Source organism: Pseudoalteromonas sp. LC2018020214, from assembly GCF_016598755.1.
Taxonomy (GTDB): Bacteria; Pseudomonadota; Gammaproteobacteria; order Enterobacterales; family Alteromonadaceae; genus Pseudoalteromonas; species Pseudoalteromonas distincta.
In genome coordinates, this window is the sequence record NZ_CP066804.1 from 468,389 (window position 1) to 489,082 (window position 20,694).

Sequence of the window (20,694 nt, forward strand, 5' to 3'; positions counted from 1 at the left end):
AAAAAGAGGCTTATTTATGAAAACGCAATCGTTAAAAAGTTTACCAATAAATAAACAAGCAGGTTTTACACTTGTTGAATTGATCATCGTAATTGTTATTTTAGGCATTTTAGCTGTTACCGCAGCACCTCGCTTTTTAAACTTGCAAGGTGATGCCAATGCTTCAACACTTGAAGGCTTACAGGGCTCTATTCGCAGTGGTATGAATATTGTGAATGGTAAATCTATTATTGCTAGTGATCACAAAAAGGCAACAGCTACAGTTGTTTTAGGTACTGATACTGACGCTAGTGGTGGTGAGATTGATGTTGGTGTGCCTACCGTTTATGGGTACCCTGCAGCAACCGAAGAAGCCTTTGAAGCATTTTTAGATGTTAGTTTCGCTACTGATGATTCTGCGGATTTTAATCTAGATGATTCAGCAACCGATGGTACTTTAATCATTTACCCTAACAGTTATGTAAAAGGAGATGATTGCCGTATTGATTATAAGCAAGCTACTGCGACGACAGGCCCTGTAGTTGTAACTCCTCCAGTGATTACACTTGTTACTACGGGCTGTTAATTACATAAATGATAAGCAGTAGTAGGCAACGATTGCGTGGCTTCACACTCATTGAGTTAATTATTACTCTAGTGATATTGGGAATACTGTCGGTAACGGCAGTTCCCAAATTTCTGGGCAGCTCAACAGAAGACGCCTATTCGTATCGAGACCGTACTTTAAATGCACTTAGGACAGTGCAGCTACGTGCAATGCAAAACACAGCAACAACAAGTTGCCATACCCTTTATATAACCTCCACACTTATTGCTCCCCCCACACCTGATACATGTAACGGTGGCGCTGATGTAAACAACACCGATCATTTAGTGGTGCAAATAGACACACAAAGAAGTGATATAACATTTAGTGCTTTAGATAGTAACGCGAATATATTTACCCAAATTAGTTTTGATCCATTAGGCAAATCAAATCAAACCTGCACTACGCAATGTCGAATCGATGTTGGATTAGCTGGTGTATGCATAAGTGGAGAAGGGCTAATATATGCTTGCCCTTAAAGTAAAAGGTTTTACCTTAATTGAGCTTATTATTGGCATAGTCATGTTTGCGATTGCATTGAGCATTATTACAGCTTTAATTGCCCCACAAGCCAAAAAAAGTGCAGAGCCGATTGTGGCTTTAAGAGCCTCTGAATTTGGTCAATCACTAATGAACGAAATTCAAAGTAAATCATTTGATGAACACAGTGACAGAAGCTCTCCTTTTAAGCGGTGTGGCGAAATATCTATAGGTGCTGAGGCTTGTACCGCACCTGCTGACTTAGGAGTAGATAACTCAGAAACCAGAACCAGTTATAACGATGTAGATGACTATATTGCACTGTCTAACCAGCCTATTACTAATAGCCTAGGTGAGGTGTTAAGCCAATACAGTGACTTTAACTTAGTTATTACAGTCCAGTACGATAGCGACTTTAACGAATTGACTATTAACGATGGCACAACCTTTAAGCGTATTACTATAGAAGTAACATCACCCTTAGGCGAAGTTTACGGATTTAGTGCATATAAAGGGAATTACTAATGCAAAGAGCCAAATATCAAAATGCATTTACCCTTATAGAGCTATTACTTGTTATGGTTATTATTGGTATTTTAGCCGTAAGTGCATTTTCGTTTATTGGTGCTGGAGTCAGTATTTATTCGCAAGGGGTTGAACGCCAAGAAGCTGTAGCCCAGGCCCGCTTTTTAATAACGCGACTTAGTAAAGAACTTCGCCACGCCACACCAAATTCATTAAGGCTTTCTTGCGATAACAGTACTAGCGGAGCATGTGGTGCTCAGCAGTGCTTAGAGTTTACGCCGTTTTTATCGGCCACTCACTATACAAATTACTTACCAACTGTAGCGCCTTTTAATGTTAGCGCTGTCGATTTTGAACTTAATAATTTAACGCAGTCGCAAGCTGGAGATTGGGCAACTATTTACCCGTTAAGCAGCGCTGATATATACGATGATAATAATAATAAGCGTTTAAAAATATCAGTATTTAATAGCTCCGCCACTAGTGCAATTGATGAGTGGCAATTCAGTAAAGCGTTTGCCCAAGAGTCGCCAAGTAAGCGCCTTTATTTACTCTCTCAACCTGTAAGTTTTTGCGTTGAAGGGCAGTATTTATATAGATATACCAATTACGGTTTTACTGTTAATCAATTAGATGCCGTGAGCTTACAAATAAGCAGTGGTGTTAAACGTGATTTATTAGGTATTTACATTGCTAACAATTTAGCGAGCGATTTATTTTTTACTCTTGATGCGCTTTCTTTACAAAGAAACGCAGTGCTTAATGTGAATGCGCAAATGCAATTTAACAATACTGAAGTAATGAGCTTTAACCATGAGGTACATATTCCTAATGTACCTTAAAAAAAACCTTCACGGAAAAGCCTTACCCAGTAAGCAAAAAGGAAACTTAATAATAGTTTCTTTGGTTATTATTGTTGTTTTATTAGCACTAGGATTAGCATTAGTTAAAGTGCTTTCTGGTGCATCTCAACAAAATACCATTGAGTATTACGGCGCTCGCGCTTTTATGGCGGCGCAAAGTGGATTAGAAAGTGGCTTAACACAACTATTTCCAATAAATAGCTCAGTTAAAAGCTGTACATCAGTTACTACTGATTTAACCTTCCAAACTGCATATTTAGCTAACTGTAAAGTAGTGGTGAGTTGCGATGAATATATAGACTTACCTGATAGCAGTACAACAAACGGGCTTGTGAATATATATTACTTACAAAGCAGTGCAACGTGCGCCGCAATTGATTGCCCTGCAGGGAGTAGCTGCAGAAAAGATTATTGGCAAACACAAAGAACGCTCAGTGTGGAGGCTAAAACTTTACCATGATGAAAAACGCATTGGTCATTATATTTTTTAGCTGCGTGTTACTTTGTAATTACGCAAATGCAGTGCCTCCAAAAATCGAGGGCCGTTATATAGAACTGCAAGATACATATACATCGCCTGTTTGGACAAAAGTTAATTTTCAACAGCAATATATAACGCCTCCTGCTGTTTTTATGCTCTCAACAAACCAAGGCGGAAACCCTGCAATAATAAGAATACGTAATATAACCACAACTAGCTTTGAGGCCTTACCGCTTGAACCTTCAGGAGAGGATGGTGGACATATTAGTATGGGGGCGCACTATTTAGCTGTTGAGTATGGTGTGCATCAATTTCCAGACGGCACAATTATGGAAGTAGGTAATACTGATCTATTGCTCGAATTACAGTATGGCTCTAAATCTGGTTTTGCTCCACTGACACCTAAGGGATATAAATCACTGACATTTGCTGAACCGTTTACTCAAAGGCCAAACTTTTTCCATTCATTACAAACACTCAATAGCATAGACAGCAATCCACCAACGCAAGCATTAATACCATTTTTAACAGTTGCAGTAGAAAGTAATTCTCTATCTGCCAGCGGCGTTAATATTGCTTTAGAAGCATCTGAAACAGCACTTGGGGTTATAAAAACCGAAACTGTTGCTTATATGGCTGTAGAGCCTGGAAGTAATCGCACATTTTCTGACGATAATGGCGTTGAGGTATCATGGGAAACCTTTTTTACCGGCTTTGAAGTCGACGGCTGGAGCAATGGCTGTAATTACTTTAGTTTTACTAATAATTTTAGTGTTGCTCCGTTAGTTGTAGCAAGTAAAAACTCACGCCAAGAAGATGATGGCGGATGGCTACGTAGCTGTAACCTAAGGACTGACAGGCTAGGGCTTGTTGTTGACGAAGATCGTGATGGCGATAACGAGCGCCGTCACGTAAACGAGGAAGCATCAATACTCGCCATGACCAGTACCTTTGTATTTAACGGTGATATTTTAGATTGTGATACCTTGTTCCCTGGCGCTATTTCTACCTATAACAATGGTGAGGTGCAGTTAGTTCAGGGGGTAGAAATAACAGATGGCAATGCGCAGTTTGTCACCACTACAAACTTAATTTCTACAGCGCTGACGAGCCCTCCTTTGTGTAATGGTCAGGCGTGTGTTGCTGGTGGCTATAACTCTTTAGAGCCAAATCAAGCAGCGCAGGTGCCAACGGTTACAAACGATGGTAGCTCAACAGGGCCCGTACCTACTTCTTTAGCTGGCGACTATTTTTACGATGAGTTGCAGTTAAGTATGCTGGAAACAGAGTACAGAGTAACAGCGCCTACACGTATTTTTTTAAAAGACACAACCTCACTATTATCAACTTCATTTTTGAATATCGGTAAAACAAAGATAGTGGTCGAAACTGGCGCGTATTTAGCGATTTATGTTGATGGTGCGATTGCTATTGCAGCCGATGCCAATATTGCGGCCTATATTGTTGCCACTGGTGAGGTAAGAATCGCACAAAATGTAACGTATCAGGGGTCAATTACATCGGCTACTCAAATTATTACCGAAGGGAGCTCAACGTTTGACGCTCTACCAGTACCCGAAAGTATCCCTGGTTTTTGTGGTATTTATACACCACAAACCCTAGATCATTATCGTTTAACAATAAGCGATAACAATGCTCTAACGTGTGAAGCTAAAGAGATGACACTCACAGCCTGCGCTAATGATGCCTGCGATTTATTATTTGCTGAGCCGTCTAGTTTAAACCTTTCTCCAGATAATAGTGGGCAACAAAGCTGGGTTACAGGAGAGAATATTAATTTTACAGGATCAGCGGTTGTCGAATTTGCTAAACGCACCACAGGCAGTGTTACATTTGGATATAACACTGCAGAGCCTTCTGCCCCTCTGCGTTGTTATATTGCAGGTAATAATGTTGGATTAAGCGGCTGTAAAGTTACATTTTCTGATGCCGGATTTATTTTTAATAATGATACAGATGTAAATACTACCATTCCTACTCAGTTATCAGCAAAGCCTTCAAATACTGGATTTAATGCAAAAGAGCTATCTATTCAAGCGGTAAAAACTAATACCACTACGGGCGTATGCGAAGCTGCATTTCCTGCTGGTGGCGATGTAAGCTTAGATTTATCGTATACATGCAGCGCGGGTGCAAGTTGCTCTGATACGGTTTCACTTAGCAACAACAATAATACCTTTGCGGTAGAGCAAGCTTCTAAATCGTTCATACTAAACTTTGATAGTGAGTCTAAAGCCCCGATTGTTATAAATTATCCCGACGCAGGAAAGTTGAGTTTAAATGTAAATACCAATTTAATTTTAGACCCAGTCACTAATTTATCAGTAAATCTAACGGGTAGTTCAAATGAGTATGTTGTAAAGCCATTTGGATTAGCGATGGAAGTTGCAAGTGATGGTTATGCAGCAGACGCTGATGGGAGTTTATTTAGACTAACGGGCGAAGCATTCGATTTAAAAATGAATGCGGTGCAATGGCAAACAGGTCAAGACACTAACAACGATGGTTACCCAGATAACTACAGCAATATTACAAATAATACCATTGCCAAGCATTTTATTACAGAGCAACCGCTTGTAGAGGCATTACTTAAAGCGCCTACGCCAGGCGTTCAAGGTACGCTTGAAGCGATGAGCACTGTTGTCTTTAGTGACACAGGCAGTTTGAGTGAATCTATATCGCAGTATAATTACGACCAAGTTGGCATCATTGATTTAACAGCAGGTCTTCAAGATGCCGATTACTTTGGCGCGGGAGATGTAAAAGGTGAATTATATAACGTTGGTCGTTTTGCACCTTCGCAGTTTCAGGTAGTGGGGGTTCAAGCTGCCGCACAATGCACGCAATACGGCAGTAATTTAACTTACCTTGATCAACCTTTTGAACTTGGCTTTACAGTACAAGCACTAAATCAAAATGGTGAGCTAATGGCTAATTATAAAGAGGGCTTTGATAAGTCCAGTGTAGCCATTAATGCCGAAAATAATGAAGTAGCCAACTATGTACCCGCAACTAATTTTGCTAGCCGCTTAGTAAACCTAGGGAGTAATAACTGGGGAGATATAAGCGACGGCCAATGGCAAATGAGCCAAATAAACACCACACTTCAAAGATTAGGTGTAGGGCAAGCAGATGGACCGTTTGCTATGGTGAGTTTAATGGCAACGCTTTCTAACATAGAAGGAGCAACGCTCATTGACGCAAATGATAAACCTAATACACAAGCAGCATGCTCGGGTGGCTGTAATAGCGTACGACTAAATACATTACCAATAGAGTTTAAATTTGGACGCTTAGTCCTTGGTAATAACGCAGGCTCCGATCTCGACCCTTTACTTATTCCTATGCAGGCTCAGTATTACAACGGCAGTGGATTTGTAAATAACGCAGAAGATAACTGTAGTGTATTTGATCATACCCAAATCACTCAAATATCACCTAACAGCCCGCAGTTAGCCTATGAATATGGAACGGGTGTATCTGGCCAGTTAGAGGCGGGAGTGTATCCGGCAAACAATGGTATTTATGCACAGCCAAATGGTTTTGGTGAATTTACCTTAGAATATAATACTTATGATTGGTTAAAGTGGGATTGGCAGGGGGATGAAACACAGCTTGATCCTCGTACTATTTTACAATTTGGACGCTTTCGAGGAAATGATCGGGTTATTTACTGGCGTGAAACACGCGAATAGTTGTAAACTAAGATAATAATTGAACAAAGCTTGTGTTTTGTGCTGCAAGTACATAGCATAAGGCTTTAATTATAAAAAATAATAACGACCAAATAATTGCCGCTTTTTGGGACTGGAATATATGCGAATTACTCCTTTATCTCTGTTAATTTCAGCTAGTTTGTTAGCTAGTAGTGCATTTGCACAAGACACAGCTACAGTAACTGGAATTGAGTCAGAGATTAGTGTTAAACAGACAGAATACGATAACTCGACAAGAATACTTGAAAAACATCTTAAAGAAGAAAGTCAGTTACAAAATCAACTAGAGCTACTTCGTTCTCGTTCTACAGAGCTAGATAAAGAAAAAAACCAAGCGCTCGATGCGATGAACGAAATGTACCGTCGTTTAATTGACGATCCCACTATTAATATTAGTGCGGCTCAATCACGCTATCAAAAAGCGGTGATTGATCATAAGCAAAACAAAGATGATATTTCTATGCAGTTGGCGGCAATTGCATCCCACCGTAAAGATATAGAGCAAATTCGTGTTGCTAAGCATACGCTTTTAAATACTTTAGAAAGTTTAAAAGAGCAGTTAACTACAGCCAGAGTAGAGCGTTTACGTAACGAGTTTACACGTGAAGGCACGCTTGAAGTTAACCATACGATTAACTGTAAGCGAACAGAAACGCTAGCAGCGTGTGAGCAACGCGGTCAGCAAATGGGGCTACAAAAAGCAACTAAACGCTTTGTAGATCAAATATTTGCAAACTTAACAGAAGAGCGCATTGTTGAGCCAAAACGTAATTTGGCGGGCGCTCAAGTACAAATATTAAGTAGCCATGTAGTTAACAGTGCATTTAGCGGCCAAGGTAACTACAACGTTAACTTAAGCGTAACCATGCGCGGCGAAGTAAACAGTAGCCGTTTATGTAGCTTATTAAGCATTGATAACCGTTATTGTTCTGAGTACGGCACGCCACTTACTGCTGCTTATCAACCCGCGTATAACAATACATTTACTGATAGTCAGTTAACATTCAGTAATAGCGCGGATAATAGCAACACGGTATCGGTTTCTCGTTTAGAAAAGCAGCCAGTACGTGATTATTCAGTTAAACCTGCATCGGTGAAAAAAGATTACCCTTCTATCCTTAATAAGAAGAAGGATCAATCAATAGAGCTGACATTACGATCAAACGTATACGACGATGAAGTGTTTATCGATGGTGTAAGCTTTGGCTCAACACGCTTGATCACACGTTTACCGCCGGGTATTCACAACATTGAAATCCGTAAACTTGGCTATAAGCCTTATCAAGTTCGTGTTGATTTGAATAAAGCACAAACAATTAATGCAAATTTGGTAAAAAAGCCTAAGTCGATTGCTGCACCGACCTATACTCGAGAGCAACCAGAAGTAACAACACGCCAGGTTAATGAAAACGTTAATGTATTAAATGCAAACGTTGAAACGCCGGTTGTCGTTATTCCTGCAGGCAAATTTAAAATGGGCGATATCAATGGCAATGGTTTAGCTAATGAACGTCCAGTAATTGAAAAAGTAATAGCAAATTCTTTCGCTATGCAAAGTAAAGAAGTAACCGTAGGTGCCTACGAAAAATTTGTAGCAAATACAGGTTATAAAACTCAAGCGGAAAAAAATAAAGGGTGTGCGTATTATTTAAATGGCGAACCAGTATGGGAAGCAAATTTAAATTGGCGTAATCCTGGTTTTGAGCAAGGCAGTGACTTTCCTGCTGTATGTTTAACTTATAACGATGCAAAAGCTTACGCTGAGTGGTTATCGGGTCAAACAGGGCAGCAATTTCGTTTACCTAACGAAGTTGAGTGGGAATACGCAGCACGTGCAGGAACCGAAACAGAATACCCTTGGGGTAACGAAATTGGTAAAAACCTAGCTAACTGTGGTTGGTGTGGTAGTGAATGGTCAAATAGACGTGCATCACCAGTAGGTTCTTTTTCTCCAAATGCATTTGGATTATACGATACCGTAGGCAATGTATGGGAATGGACCGATAAAGAATCAGGTGAGTCTGATGTAGCAGTAAGAGGCGGAGCGTGGAATTTTGCACCAAGTCTTGCTCGTGCATCTACGCGTTTAATTTTAGCGCCTGATTTTAGATCTAACTACATTGGTTTTCGCTTAGTTCGCGAACGATAAACTCAATTAAGGAAGCTTTGCTTCCTTTTTTCACAAATTCACAAAGGCGCTGCGCTTTATATTGCTCATATAGTTGAGCATGTTAAAGTGAGGCAGCTAATATAAGAACGTATTTCAAAGGTCATCCAGCCTCATGTTTAAAAAACTCCGTGGTATTTTTTCTAACGATCTATCGATCGACTTGGGTACAGCCAATACCCTAATTTATGTAAAAGAAGAAGGTATTGTATTAAACGAACCTTCTGTTGTTGCTATTCGCCAAGAACGCGCTGGTGGACCTAAAAGTGTTGCATCTGTAGGTACAGAAGCAAAACAAATGCTAGGTCGTACACCGGGAAATATTAAAGCAATCCGTCCAATGAAAGACGGTGTAATTGCTGATTTTTATGTAACTGAAAAAATGTTACAACACTTCATTAAGCAAGTGCATAACAACAACTTTATGCGCCCAAGCCCGCGTGTACTAATTTGTGTACCGTGTGGTGCTACTCAAGTAGAAAAGCGTGCAATACGTGAATCTGCAATGGGTGCTGGTGCTCGTGAAGTTTACTTAATTGAAGAACCAATGGCAGCAGCTATTGGTGCAGGTTTACCAGTATCAGAAGCAACAGGTTCTATGGTTGTTGATATTGGTGGTGGTACAACTGAAGTGGCTATTATTTCACTTAACGGTGTTGTTTACTCATCATCTGTTCGTATTGGTGGTGATAAGTTTGACGAAGCTATTATTAATTATGTACGCCGTAACTTTGGTAGCTTAATTGGTGAAGCGACAGCTGAAAATATTAAACATCAAATTGGCTCTGCGTTCAAAACTGATGAGCCAATCGAAATTGAAGTGCGCGGTCGTAACCTTGCCGAAGGTGTTCCGCGTTCATTCACGCTTAACTCACACGAAATCCTAGAAGCTCTACAAGAGCCGTTAATGGGTATTGTGAGTGCAGTAATGGTTGCGCTTGAGCAATCACCACCAGAGCTGGCATCAGATATCTCTGCGCACGGCATGGTACTTACTGGCGGTGGTGCATTGTTAAAAGATTTAGACCGTTTATTAATGGAAGAAACGGGTATTCCGGTTGTTGTAGCTGATGATCCACTTACGTGTGTTGCGCGTGGTGGTGGTAAAGCATTAGAAATGATCGATGTTCATGGTGGTGACGTTTTTAGTTACGACTAATGAAATTAATGTTTGGACGCACAGTCTCTTTGCAACTGCGACTTTTTGTCGCAGTGCTTTTGAGTATCGTACTCATAGTTGGAGACAGATATACGCAAGGTGGTACCGTTGTTCGTACCAGCCTTAATACTCTAGTTAGCCCACTAATCTATGTTGCTAATTTACCCTACGAATTATTTAGCTTAAGTGCTAAAAGCCTGCATACGCGGGATCAACTTCTTACCGAAAACGAAGCGCTGAAAAAAAAGCAAATGCTACAAAGCGAGCAACTTCAGCAGTATCAATTTCTAGCCAGAGAAAATCAAAAACTGCGCGCCTTATTAGGCTCATCTGCAAAGCAATCAAATCGTAAAATTATTGCTCAAGTACTTTCTGTACATTCAAACCCGTATAGTCATCAGGTTGTTATTAACCGTGGTACAACTGACGGGCTTAGTGAAGGCCAAGCTGTAATTGATGAAATGGGTGTAGTAGGGCAGCTTACAAAGGTTGGTTCAACAACTTCACGCGTGCTACTAATGACCGACACCACACATGCCACACCTGTGCGTATACTTCGTAACGATGTACGAACGGTTGTTGAAGGCATAGGTAAAATTAACGTCGTTAAGCTCTCTCACGTTCCACATAGTTTAGATGTGCGAATTGGCGATGTACTTGTTACATCGGGTTTAGGGGGCACATTCCCCGAAGGATACCCGGTGGCAGTAGTAACTGAAATAAATCGTGATGAAGGCCGACCGTTTGCACAAGTTTTTGCAGAACCTATTGCGCAACTAGATCGCATTCGTTTGCTGGTTATTTTATGGCGTAATCAACAGGAGCAAATCAGCGATGATTAACCGTTATTCATTGTTAATTGCGCTAAGCATCTTTTTTGCGTTAATAATGGCACTAATGCCACTTCCATTTTCGTTTGAACCATTTAGACCTGACTGGGTTTTACTTGTACTTATGTATTGGTCGCTAGCAGTACCGCATCGTTTAAATATTGGTACTGCTTGGGTTGTTGGTTTATTAATAGATTTAGCGTCTGGCTCACCTCTGGGCGTGAACTCGCTTACATTCTCGGTATGTATTTTTGTAACCGCGAGCAACTTTCAAAAAATTCGTAACTTTTCGCTTTGGCAACAAAGCCTACTAATTGGTTTATTTTTAACGCTGTATCACTTAATGCAGTTTTGGCTAAATCACTTTTTGTTAGGGGTTTATTTTAATCCACAGTACTTATGGCCAGTAGCAACCGGAATGGTTAGCTGGTTTTGGGTCTTTTTACTACTTCGTAAATATCGCAGACATTTTAGGATCAGGTAATGACTACCGCAGTATATTTGGCATCAGCCTCTCCCCGTCGTAAAGAGTTATTAAGCCAATTAGGTGTCGAATTTACACAATTTAGTGTTGATGCAGATGAAAGCCCACTTTCAAACGAGCAACCTAGAGCACTTGTTGAGCGTTTAGCGCGCTTGAAAGCCCAAAGCGGTGTAGAGCTTGGATATACCGATCGCCCTGTACTTGGTAGTGATACCGTGGTTGTTATAGACAACGAGTCATTGGGTAAACCTCGCGATAAGAATGATTTTACACACACGTTAAAACGCCTATCGGGTAACACGCATCAAGTTCTTACCGCAGTTGCATTTGCGACGCAAAATGATGTGCTTAGCTGTGTTGTAAGCACAGATGTTACTTTTAAAACCTTAACAGATGAAGAAATTAATACTTATTGGGAGTCAGGTGAGCCACAAGATAAAGCCGGTGGCTACGGTATCCAAGGTTTAGGTGGTCGCTTTGTAACTCACATTGCGGGTAGCTATTTTTCTGTTGTAGGCTTACCTTTATATGAAACCGAACAATTATTAAAAACATTCTTAAGAAGGTAACATGAGTACAGAATTACTGATCAATGTCACACCGAGCGAAAGCCGTGTTGCCCTAATAGAAAACGGTGTACTGCAAGAAATACAGCTAGAGCGAATCGGTAATCTAGGTATTGTAGGCAATATTTACTTAGGAAAAATAAGCCGTGTACTTCCGGGTATGCAGGCTGCTTTTGTTGATATCGGCCTTGAAAAAGCTGCATTTTTGCATGCATCCGATATTGTAAATAGTGCCTCTATTGTTGAAGGCGTAGACGACGTTCCAATAAAAAAAGTACAAGATATTAGAGAGTTAGTTCGTCAAGGCCAATACATTATGGTGCAAGTGGTAAAAGATCCGCTAGGCACTAAAGGCGCAAGGCTCACCACTGATATAACTATTCCTTCTCGCTATTTAGTGTTTATGCCTGATGCGACCCATGTAGGGGTTAGTCAGCGTATAGAAACTGAAGAAGAGCGCTCACGTCTTAAAAAAATAGTCGCAGAATATGGCGATGAAAATGGCAGCTTTATCGTACGTACAGCTGCCGAAGGTGCTAGCGAAGCTGAATTACGACACGATGCCGGCTTTTTAAGAAAATTATGGGAAAAAATAACATCACGTCGTAGAAAAACGAGTAAAGCTAGTATCCTACACGAAGATTTAACGCTTGCCTTTAGAACCCTGCGTGACTACGTAGGCGAAGATATGGAGCGCATTCGCGTTGACTCTAAACTCAGCTATGAAGAACTAAAGTTATTTACTGAAGAGTTTGTTCCACAGCTTTCTCAAGTGCTTGAATACTACCCAGGCGAGCGGCCTATATTTGACTTGTTTGACGTTGAAAACGAAATTCAAAAAGCACTACATCGTAAAGTTACGCTAAAATCTGGTGGTTATATAATTATTGACCAAACAGAAGCAATGACGACTGTTGATGTTAATACTGGCGCATTTGTAGGGCATCGTAATTTAGAAGAAACCATTTTTAATACCAACGTAGAAGCAACCTCTGCAATTGCCCGCCAGCTCAGGCTGCGTAACTTAGGCGGTATTATCATTATCGACTTTATCGATATGGTAAGTGAGGATCATAAAAGGCGGGTGCTTCATTCACTTGAATCAGCCCTTGCAAAAGATCGCACTAAAACGAATATTAATGGCCTTTCAGCGCTTGGCCTTGTTGAAATGACGCGTAAACGTACACGCGAAAGCTTAGAGCATATTTTATGTGATGTATGCCCTGCATGCTCCGGTCGTGGTTCACAAAAAACAGTTGAAACGGTTTGCTACGAAATACTACGTGAAATAGTGCGTGTTAACCGAGCATACGCAGCGGACAAGTTTATGGTGTACGCAGCACCTGCTGTAAGTGAGGCCCTACTAAACGATGAGTATCATAACCTTGCTGAGCTTGAACTATTTATTGGTAAGCAAGTCAATATTCAAACCGAGAGCTTATACAGCCAAGAACAGTTTGATGTGGTAATGATGTAATGAAAGCAAAAGCGGTCTGTTTTTTTTGTTTTAGAAAGTTATGGCAGACCTGCGCCATAATTTTGGTATTACTGGCCGTTATTGTTTCAATTTTAAAATATACCCTCCCGTATGCAAACGAATACAAAGGTGACATAGAAAGCTATTTACACGAAAAGTTTGAAATAAGCTTATCTATTGGCGAAATATCAGCTAGTTGGCAGGGCAGTGGTCCTGCATTAGTGCTAGAAAATTTATCGTTTAAAGATAACGAAACCGCGCCAATATCACTCACCATTGCTAAAACCAGCTTAGAGCTAAACCTATGGGAAAGCTTAAAAGCACTGCAACTTAGATCTAATTATTTTGTTATTAATGGTTTTCATACCAGTGTAAATATCACCAACTTATTTAAAACCGGTGACAACGACGAAGTTTCTTTTGAGCAAAAAGAGCTAATTGAAGAACTATTTTTGGGTAAAACGGGTCATTTTGCAATAGAAAATTCCAGTATTAACTTTATTTTAGAAGATGGTAAAGAACGTAAATTACTTCTTCAAAACATTGTTTGGCAAAATGAAGATGAGCAGCACCTTGGCAGTGGAAGCTTAGCACTACCGGGAATTTCGGTCGGAGACTTTGACGCACGCATAGCACTTACCGGAGATACTCTAGAGCAGGTTGCGGGCGACATCTATGTGCAGGCTAATAAGGTCGATGTATCTAACTGGTTAGCGCAATATATAAATACGCAAAAACAACAACTACATAGCGATATTAATTTACAAGCATGGCTAAAACTAGATAAAGGTTTTGTAAGCGATGTGAAAATGCAGTGGTTACCAAGCTTTGTACGCTGGCAGCGAGAAGAGCAAAACCACCAAGTTAGTTTGAGTGAAGGTGGATTCCATCTATATCCAGAACAAAATAGCTGGCACTTAAAAAGCACCGGTTTAACATTTAATAGTAATGATAAAGCATGGCCAAGTTTAGAGTTTGAAGCCCAACTAGGGCTGCAAAATAAGGTGTGGCTGCATCAAGTTGATTTTGAATTACTGAGTAACCTAGCCGGGCTAAGTAATTTTAATGCACTTGAACCATTTTTAGAACGCCAACCTAGTGGGCAAATAGATCAAGCTTATTTAAGTTTTTCTAATGCACAGCAATGGCAATTATGGTTTGAGGCTAACAATATTGGCTGGCAAGAATTAAGATCGGTACCAGCAGCGCAAGGACTTAGAGTAAATGGTTTACTTACCCAAAGTAGTGGTCGAATAAATTTATTTGGTGAAAATGGCACATTAGTTACAGGCGAAAGCTTTAGTAACGACATAAATTATAATCAGCTAAATGTTGAGCTAGATTTAGCTAAGCGAGATGATGGCTGGCATATAAGTAGTGACAATATCTGGTTTGATAATGATGAAGTTACTCTTGCTGCAGAATTACAAATTAGTCTAACAGATGATCCTCGATTAGATCTTTACGCAGAAGCGTTCGCTCCAGATGCCAATATTGCAGGTCATTACTTCCCATTAAAAGCGATGAGCCCTGAACTTGTTAGCTATTTAAATGGTGCAATTAAAGGCGGAGAAGTATCTAAAGCACAGGTCTTATTTGCAGGGCCTTTGTCTGGTTTCCCATTTACTGATGGTAGTGGTCAGTTTGATGTATTAGCACAAATAGACAATGCAACCTATGAGTTTGACCCTAGTTGGCCAGCGGTCACTAATGCTGATGTACAGCTACATTTTGCTAATGAGCGAATGGACATATATAGCCAGCAAGGCAAGTTGGTTAATTTAGATATTGGTAATAGTGTACAGGTGAGCATTGCAGATTTAATGAATGCTGATGAACTTATTGTGCAAATTGATAAAAAAGCAGAGATGGAAAAGTTACATGACTTTTTTGCAGCGACACCTATTGCCAAACCTCTTGCTGAAATTTTTAAAGTTGTACAGGGCAAAGGCGAAGCCGATGCCAGTATTGAGCTTTTAGTAGGCTCTAAGTTTAAAGGCGGAGCCAGTGTTAGCGGCAAAGTTAATTTAAATGACTTGCCAGTATTTATAGCAACGCCAGGCATTGAGCTTAAAAACTTAACTGGCGAGCTTAATTTTAAAAACGACAACATCACACTTGAAAATGCGACTGCGAAGTGGTTGGGCATGCCGCTAAATATTAATTACAGCAGTAAAAGTGATGCTAAAAATTACCAAGCAAACATAGATGTAAACGCCAAAATTGACGCCGATACACTAATCGATAGTGGACAAGGTATATTAAAAAATTATTTAAGTGGGCAAAGCGATGTTGATATTGGTTTGGTACTTAATTTTACCGAACAAGGCTTTAATTACCGTGCACAGGTAAACTCAGAGCTACTTGGCTTAACGAGCAACTTACCCGCACCTTATAATAAAAATAGCGAACAAGCGTGGGCGCTTGATGCAGTAGTTCAAGGTGATGATATTTCTAATCTCATTACAGCAAACGCTAATCAACAGTTTTACTTTAATGCTATTTTAGAAAATGGAAAGTCACAGTTTAGTAATGTCCATTTTGTGCTCGGAAAACAAGATTTAGGATTAAACCAAAAAGACTTAAGCGTAAATATAAATCTTGAGCAGAGTGAATTAGTGCCTTGGTTTGATCTGATTGATCAAATAATTAAAGCAGGTAAATCAAACCCAGATAAAGAATCAAAAGGGATTATGCCACCGCTTAATGAGGCGGTCGCAAATATAGGTATGCTTGATGCAAGTAACATCATCTTTAATGATTTTGAAATGCGTTTAGCACCATCAAAAGACGATTTATACCTAAAGTTAAATGCTAAAGAACTTAGAGCTGGGGTTTTTATTCCTACATCACAACCTAGCCAGCCTATACGAATTAATGCCGATTACTTAAGGCTTAACTTTGCACAGCCTAGCGAGCAATTAATCGAAATAACAGATGTACTTCCTGAGGAAGACTTGAGCTGGCTTACTAAAATACCTGCCATTGAGTTTGAATGTAGTGACTGCAAAATTGATCGCTATCAGCTTGATAAAGTGAGTGCGTCATTATTAGGTGATGGCGAGCGCTTATCGATATCAGAACTTGTAATCGATAAAGGAGATCATGTACTGCGCACTAAAGGGCAGTGGCAAAATGGTTTAACAACGCTAAGAGGTGAGCTTAAAAGTGATGATATAGGCGCATTGTTTGGCGAGTTTGATATTACCTCTGCAATTAAAGATTCTAAAGCTGATCTAAATTATGATCTTACTTGGCAAGCTGCACCTTATGATTTTGATGTGAAAACTTTAAGTGGTGAAGTTACTTGGGATTTAGGGGAAGGTCACTTAACTGAAATCAGTGATGGTGGTGCACGCGTATTTTCGCTGTTGAGCCTTGATTCACTCGTACGCAAACTGAAACTTGATTTTAGAGATGTATTTTCAAAGGGCTTTTTTTATAACAGCATGCAAGGCTCTATGCAGTTAGAAAACGGTATCGCTTACACTAAAGATACTAAAATGGATGGTGTGCCTGCCGATTTAACTATTAAAGGCTACGCAAACTTAAATACGCTAGATATAGATTACGACCTTGCTGTAGCGCCACAAGTAACCTCAAGCATTCCGGTTATAGTGGCGTGGATGGTTAATCCAGTAACAGGGCTTGCTGCTTTAGCACTTGATAAAGTTATTCATTCTGCGCGCGTCATCTCAGAGATCAATTTTAAAGTAACGGGTAAAATGAACGATCCTATTGTTCAAGAACTCGACAGAAAAAGTCGTGAAGTTACACTACCTCAAGCTGCGCAAAATCAGCCACAAGCATCAGTCGATTTAAAACTTAAAGATGCTCAAGTAACAGTAACGCAATGAACAAAACAGCAAGCATAAGCACACCCACAATAGTCGCCCTACAAATGTGTTCAGGGCTAAGCCCTGATGAGAACATAACAAGCTTAAAGCGCGCACTTAAAACTCTGCCAGCAACAAGACCATTACTTGTTTGCTTACCAGAAGCTTTTTTAGTGTTTAGTAAAAGTGGTAACGATACGTTACGTGTTGCTAAGCAAGTTGAGCAATACAAATTACAACTTAGTGAATTGTGCCAACACCATAATATTTGGTTAAATGCAGGCACAATGCCTGAGCCATTTAACGAACATAAGTATTACGCAGCATCGCACTTATATAATAATCAAGGCGAGCTGGTTGCAACGTATAACAAAATACATTTATTTGATGTAACCGTTGATGATAAAACAGGTAGCTATCGAGAGTCAGATTTTACCCAAGCAGGTCGCGATGTAGTGGTTGTTGATTCTCCCTTTGGTAAAATTGGCTTAACAGTATGTTATGATCTGCGCTTTAGTGGCTTATTTAACGAACTAGTACGCCAAGGCGCCGATATTATTTTAGTACCCAGTGCATTTACAGTCCCTACAGGGCAAGCGCATTGGCAACCGCTATTAGCAGCTCGCGCAATAGAAACACAATGTTATGTAGTTGCAGCTGCTCAGTACGGTACACATGAAAATGGCCGACAAACATATGGCCACAGTATTATTATTTCGCCTTGGGGCAATACCCTGAGTGAATTGCCAACAGGCACCGGTTTTATAAGCTGCAACGCAGATTTAGACCAGTTACAAAAAATTAGACGAGATATGCCCGTGCAGTCTCATCAACGATTTAGAGAGCATTTATTATGAATTCGGTTGAACAGCATTTACTACAAGACAGCCAGCTAAATAGAGAAGAGCTCGAAAAAACGCTCGCTTACATACATCAGCATAAAGTGGATTACGCCGATTTATATTTTCAATCAAGCCACCACGAATCATGGGTGCTTGAAGACGGCTTAGTTAAAGAAGGCTCTTATAACGTTGAACGTGGCGTTGGTGTACGTGCTGTAAGCGGCGAAAAAACAGGTTTTTCTTACTCTGATGCAATAAATCTTGAAGCACTTAATAAGGCGGCTACAGCGGCTCGTAGCATCGCAGATGCTGGCGAAGATAGAGCGATTAAAGTATTTAGTGATGTTAAAGCTAAAGAGCAGTTTGCAGCGCATCAGCCAATTTCGAGTATGAGCGATACCGACAAGGTGAGTTTATTACGCGAACTTGAAAACTATATTCGTGAACTAGCACCCGATGCAGAGCAAGTAATTAGCTCAATGTCAGCGGTATACGAAGAAGTATTAATCGCAGCTAGTGACGGTACGTTTGCCACCGATATTCGCCCGCTTATTCGTTTAAACTGCTCAGTGCTGCTTGAAAAAAATGGTCGCCGTGAACGCGGTGGCGCAGGTGGTGGTGCACGTTTAGATTATGGTTACTTTAAAGAGCTTGTTGATGGTAAACCACGTTGGATGGAATTTGCAGAAGAAGCGGTACGCCAAGCTAAAGTAAATCTTGAAGCTATTGATGCACCTGCCGGCACTATGGAAGTTGTACTTGGTAATGGTTGGCCTGGCGTGCTTTTACACGAAGCAGTAGGACATGGACTTGAAGGCGACTTTAACCGCAAAGGCGCGTCTGCGTTTAGTGGTAAAGTGGGCCAAAAAGTAGCATCTGAGCTGTGTACTGTTGTTGATGATGGCACCATGGCCGATCGCCGTGGGTCACTTAATGTTGATGATGAAGGCACACCAGCTGCTTACAACGTACTTATCGAAAATGGTATTTTAAAAGGCTATATGCAAGATAAGCTAAACGCGCGTTTAATGGGTGTAAATCCTACCGGTAACGCACGTCGTGAGTCTTATGCGCATTTACCAATGCCTCGCATGACTAACACCTACATGTTAGGTGGTGAGCACAGCCAAGCCGATATTATCAGCTCAGTTAAAAAAGGGGTATTCGCGCCTAACTTTGGCGGCGGACAAGTTGATATAACCTCAGGTAAGTTTGTATTTAGCGCATCAGAAGCGTATTTAATCGAAAATGGTAAAATTACCCAGCCAATTAAAGGCGCAACGCTTATTGGTAATGGACCAGAAGTAATGCAGCAAATATCTATGGTTGGTAACGACTTAGCACTTGATAAAGGTGTTGGTGTTTGTGGTAAAGATGGTCAAAGCGTACCGGTAGGCGTAGGCCAACCAAGCCTTAAAATTGATCAGTTAACGGTCGGTGGTACAGCTTAAATATTACTCAAGCGCGAAGTGAATTCGTACCTACGTGCTTGACGTTTATTGTAGGTGAGGTTTTACACCTCGCCTTTTAAATATACGCTCACGCAATAGAGCGCGAAATAAATTCGCACCTACGATTTGCATTCTTACTTTGGGTAGGTGAGGTTTTACACCTCGCTTTTTAAATACAGACTTAGAAATAGAGCGCGAAATAAATTCGCACCTACGATTTGCATTCTTACTTTGGGTAGGTGAGGTTTTACACCTCGCTTTTTAAATACAGACTTAGAAATAGAGCGCGAAATAAACTCGCACCTACGATTTGTATTTTTACTTTGTGTAGGCGAGGTTTATGCCTCTCCTTCACTTTCTTTATTTTTTTCAGCCTCTTTGTACCATAACGCAAAAAAGCACTCTGTTAATTTGTGCTCTATCTCAAGCGCTTTTTCTGTCGGGCAAAACAAGGTAAAGCTTGCTTTAAATTCACCTAAATCGGTTGTACCAAAGTGAATTACCGGCTCTGGACCAGATATTTTTGCATCAAGTTTACGCTCAATCATCGAATTATAACGGCTTGCTACTTCTTGAAACTCTTCGCAGTACAGTTTAGCTTGCTCAGTGAGTGTGTCGTGAATAGGGTACGGGTTAAAGCTCTCTCTTCGGACAATAATAAAATGATGTGTAACAAAGCGTTTTACAAAGTTTAAGTTTTTAATAGAGCTGGTAATCAGCTTATTATTAGGTATGTATATGGTTTTTCTAGAAAATTGATAAGTATGTATATCAATTTCATGCATGGTTGTTTTTATCCAATCCGTTTCAGCTACTTCACCAAAGTAATCACCTACTTGTATCCAATCACCCACTCTAAACGGGCGAGTTGTTACGAGGTAAAAAAAGCCTATTACACACTGAATAAACTCACGCGTTGCAAGTACAATCGCCACAGCAAAAGCAGCAATAGAAAGTGCAAAGTTTTGAATTTCAGTAGACCACACAAATAGCAGCGATATCATCATTACAAAATTAATAAAGTGCTTAATATTGTGTGCGATGTAACGGATGTCTTTTTCTTTTTTTTCTGCGCGACTTTTAGCGAGCTTATCAACAAGCACTTTTAGTACAAATGCAATTGTGATCATTACAATTGAAAGAAGAAACGGATGCAGCAATATATCTTTAGTCATGGTATCCAATTAAACGTGAGTTGATAAAAACAGGC

The 20,694-nt window shown here is 40.2% G+C and carries 16 protein-coding genes; 15 read left to right on the plus strand and 1 reads right to left on the minus strand.

Going from position 1 to position 20,694, the window contains the following annotated elements:
* Nucleotides 1-16 precede the first annotated feature (16 nt).
* From JG479_RS02085 to tldD, 15 genes are all read left to right on the plus strand, one after another.
* On the plus strand, nt 17-565 hold the full coding sequence (locus JG479_RS02085; protein ID WP_200219833.1) for a prepilin-type N-terminal cleavage/methylation domain-containing protein: 549 nt from the start codon (nt 17-19) through the stop codon (nt 563-565).
* Nucleotides 566-597: 32 nt separating this feature from the next.
* On the plus strand, nt 598-1,065 hold the full coding sequence (locus JG479_RS02090; RefSeq protein ID WP_234047865.1) for a type II secretion system protein: 468 nt from the start codon (nt 598-600) through the stop codon (nt 1,063-1,065).
* A complete protein-coding gene (locus JG479_RS02095; protein WP_200219834.1) occupies nt 1,052-1,591 on the plus strand; it encodes a type IV pilus modification PilV family protein in 540 nt (179 codons plus the stop codon). Before JG479_RS02090 ends, JG479_RS02095 begins: the two co-directional genes overlap by 14 nt.
* On the plus strand, nt 1,591-2,433 hold the full coding sequence (locus JG479_RS02100; protein ID WP_200219835.1) for a PulJ/GspJ family protein: 843 nt from the start codon (nt 1,591-1,593) through the stop codon (nt 2,431-2,433). The genes JG479_RS02095 and JG479_RS02100 overlap by 1 nt, the downstream gene beginning before the upstream one ends.
* Entirely contained in the window at nt 2,423-2,914 is a 492-nt protein-coding gene (locus tag JG479_RS02105; protein WP_200219836.1) for an agglutinin biogenesis protein MshP, read from the plus strand. The genes JG479_RS02100 and JG479_RS02105 overlap by 11 nt, the downstream gene beginning before the upstream one ends.
* Nucleotides 2,911-6,651, plus strand: a complete 3,741-nt coding sequence (locus JG479_RS02110; protein WP_200219837.1) for an H-type lectin domain-containing protein — start codon at nt 2,911-2,913, stop codon at nt 6,649-6,651. The genes JG479_RS02105 and JG479_RS02110 overlap by 4 nt, the downstream gene beginning before the upstream one ends.
* 121 nt (nt 6,652-6,772) lie before the next feature.
* Nucleotides 6,773-8,821: an SUMF1/EgtB/PvdO family nonheme iron enzyme gene (locus JG479_RS02115; protein ID WP_039485749.1), complete on the plus strand. Its 2,049-nt coding sequence runs from the start codon at nt 6,773-6,775 to the stop codon at nt 8,819-8,821.
* A gap of 133 nt (nt 8,822-8,954) precedes the next feature.
* Nucleotides 8,955-9,998, plus strand: a complete 1,044-nt coding sequence (locus JG479_RS02120; protein WP_002958401.1) for a rod shape-determining protein — start codon at nt 8,955-8,957, stop codon at nt 9,996-9,998.
* Nucleotides 9,998-10,840 carry a rod shape-determining protein MreC gene (gene mreC, locus JG479_RS02125; RefSeq protein ID WP_173400216.1) on the plus strand — a complete coding sequence of 281 codons (843 nt, stop codon included), beginning with the start codon at nt 9,998-10,000 and terminating at the stop codon, nt 10,838-10,840. The genes JG479_RS02120 and mreC overlap by 1 nt, the downstream gene beginning before the upstream one ends.
* Nucleotides 10,833-11,312, plus strand: a complete 480-nt coding sequence (gene mreD, locus JG479_RS02130) for a rod shape-determining protein MreD (protein WP_002958403.1) — start codon at nt 10,833-10,835, stop codon at nt 11,310-11,312. Before mreC ends, mreD begins: the two co-directional genes overlap by 8 nt.
* Complete coding sequence (locus tag JG479_RS02135; RefSeq protein ID WP_200219838.1) at nt 11,312-11,881, plus strand: Maf family protein; 570 nt, start codon at nt 11,312-11,314, stop codon at nt 11,879-11,881. Before mreD ends, JG479_RS02135 begins: the two co-directional genes overlap by 1 nt.
* A 1-nt stretch (nt 11,882) precedes the next feature.
* The gene (rng, locus tag JG479_RS02140) at nt 11,883-13,355 is read left to right on the plus strand and encodes a ribonuclease G (protein WP_002958405.1); all 1,473 of its coding nucleotides are present in this window, start codon (nt 11,883-11,885) and stop codon (nt 13,353-13,355) included.
* Entirely contained in the window at nt 13,355-17,212 is a 3,858-nt protein-coding gene (locus tag JG479_RS02145) for a YhdP family protein (RefSeq protein WP_200219839.1), read from the plus strand. The genes rng and JG479_RS02145 overlap by 1 nt, the downstream gene beginning before the upstream one ends.
* On the plus strand, nt 17,209-18,048 hold the full coding sequence (locus tag JG479_RS02150; protein WP_200219840.1) for a carbon-nitrogen hydrolase family protein: 840 nt from the start codon (nt 17,209-17,211) through the stop codon (nt 18,046-18,048). Before JG479_RS02145 ends, JG479_RS02150 begins: the two co-directional genes overlap by 4 nt.
* Complete coding sequence (gene tldD, locus JG479_RS02155; RefSeq protein ID WP_024597409.1) at nt 18,045-19,484, plus strand: metalloprotease TldD; 1,440 nt, start codon at nt 18,045-18,047, stop codon at nt 19,482-19,484. Before JG479_RS02150 ends, tldD begins: the two co-directional genes overlap by 4 nt.
* 338 nt (nt 19,485-19,822) lie before the next feature.
* Here the strand turns inward: tldD and JG479_RS02160 are convergent, their stop codons facing one another.
* Nucleotides 19,823-20,659 (minus strand): mechanosensitive ion channel family protein, encoded by an 837-nt coding sequence (locus JG479_RS02160; protein ID WP_138488455.1) that lies wholly within the window; start codon nt 20,657-20,659, stop codon nt 19,823-19,825.
* Nucleotides 20,660-20,694 lie beyond the last annotated feature (35 nt).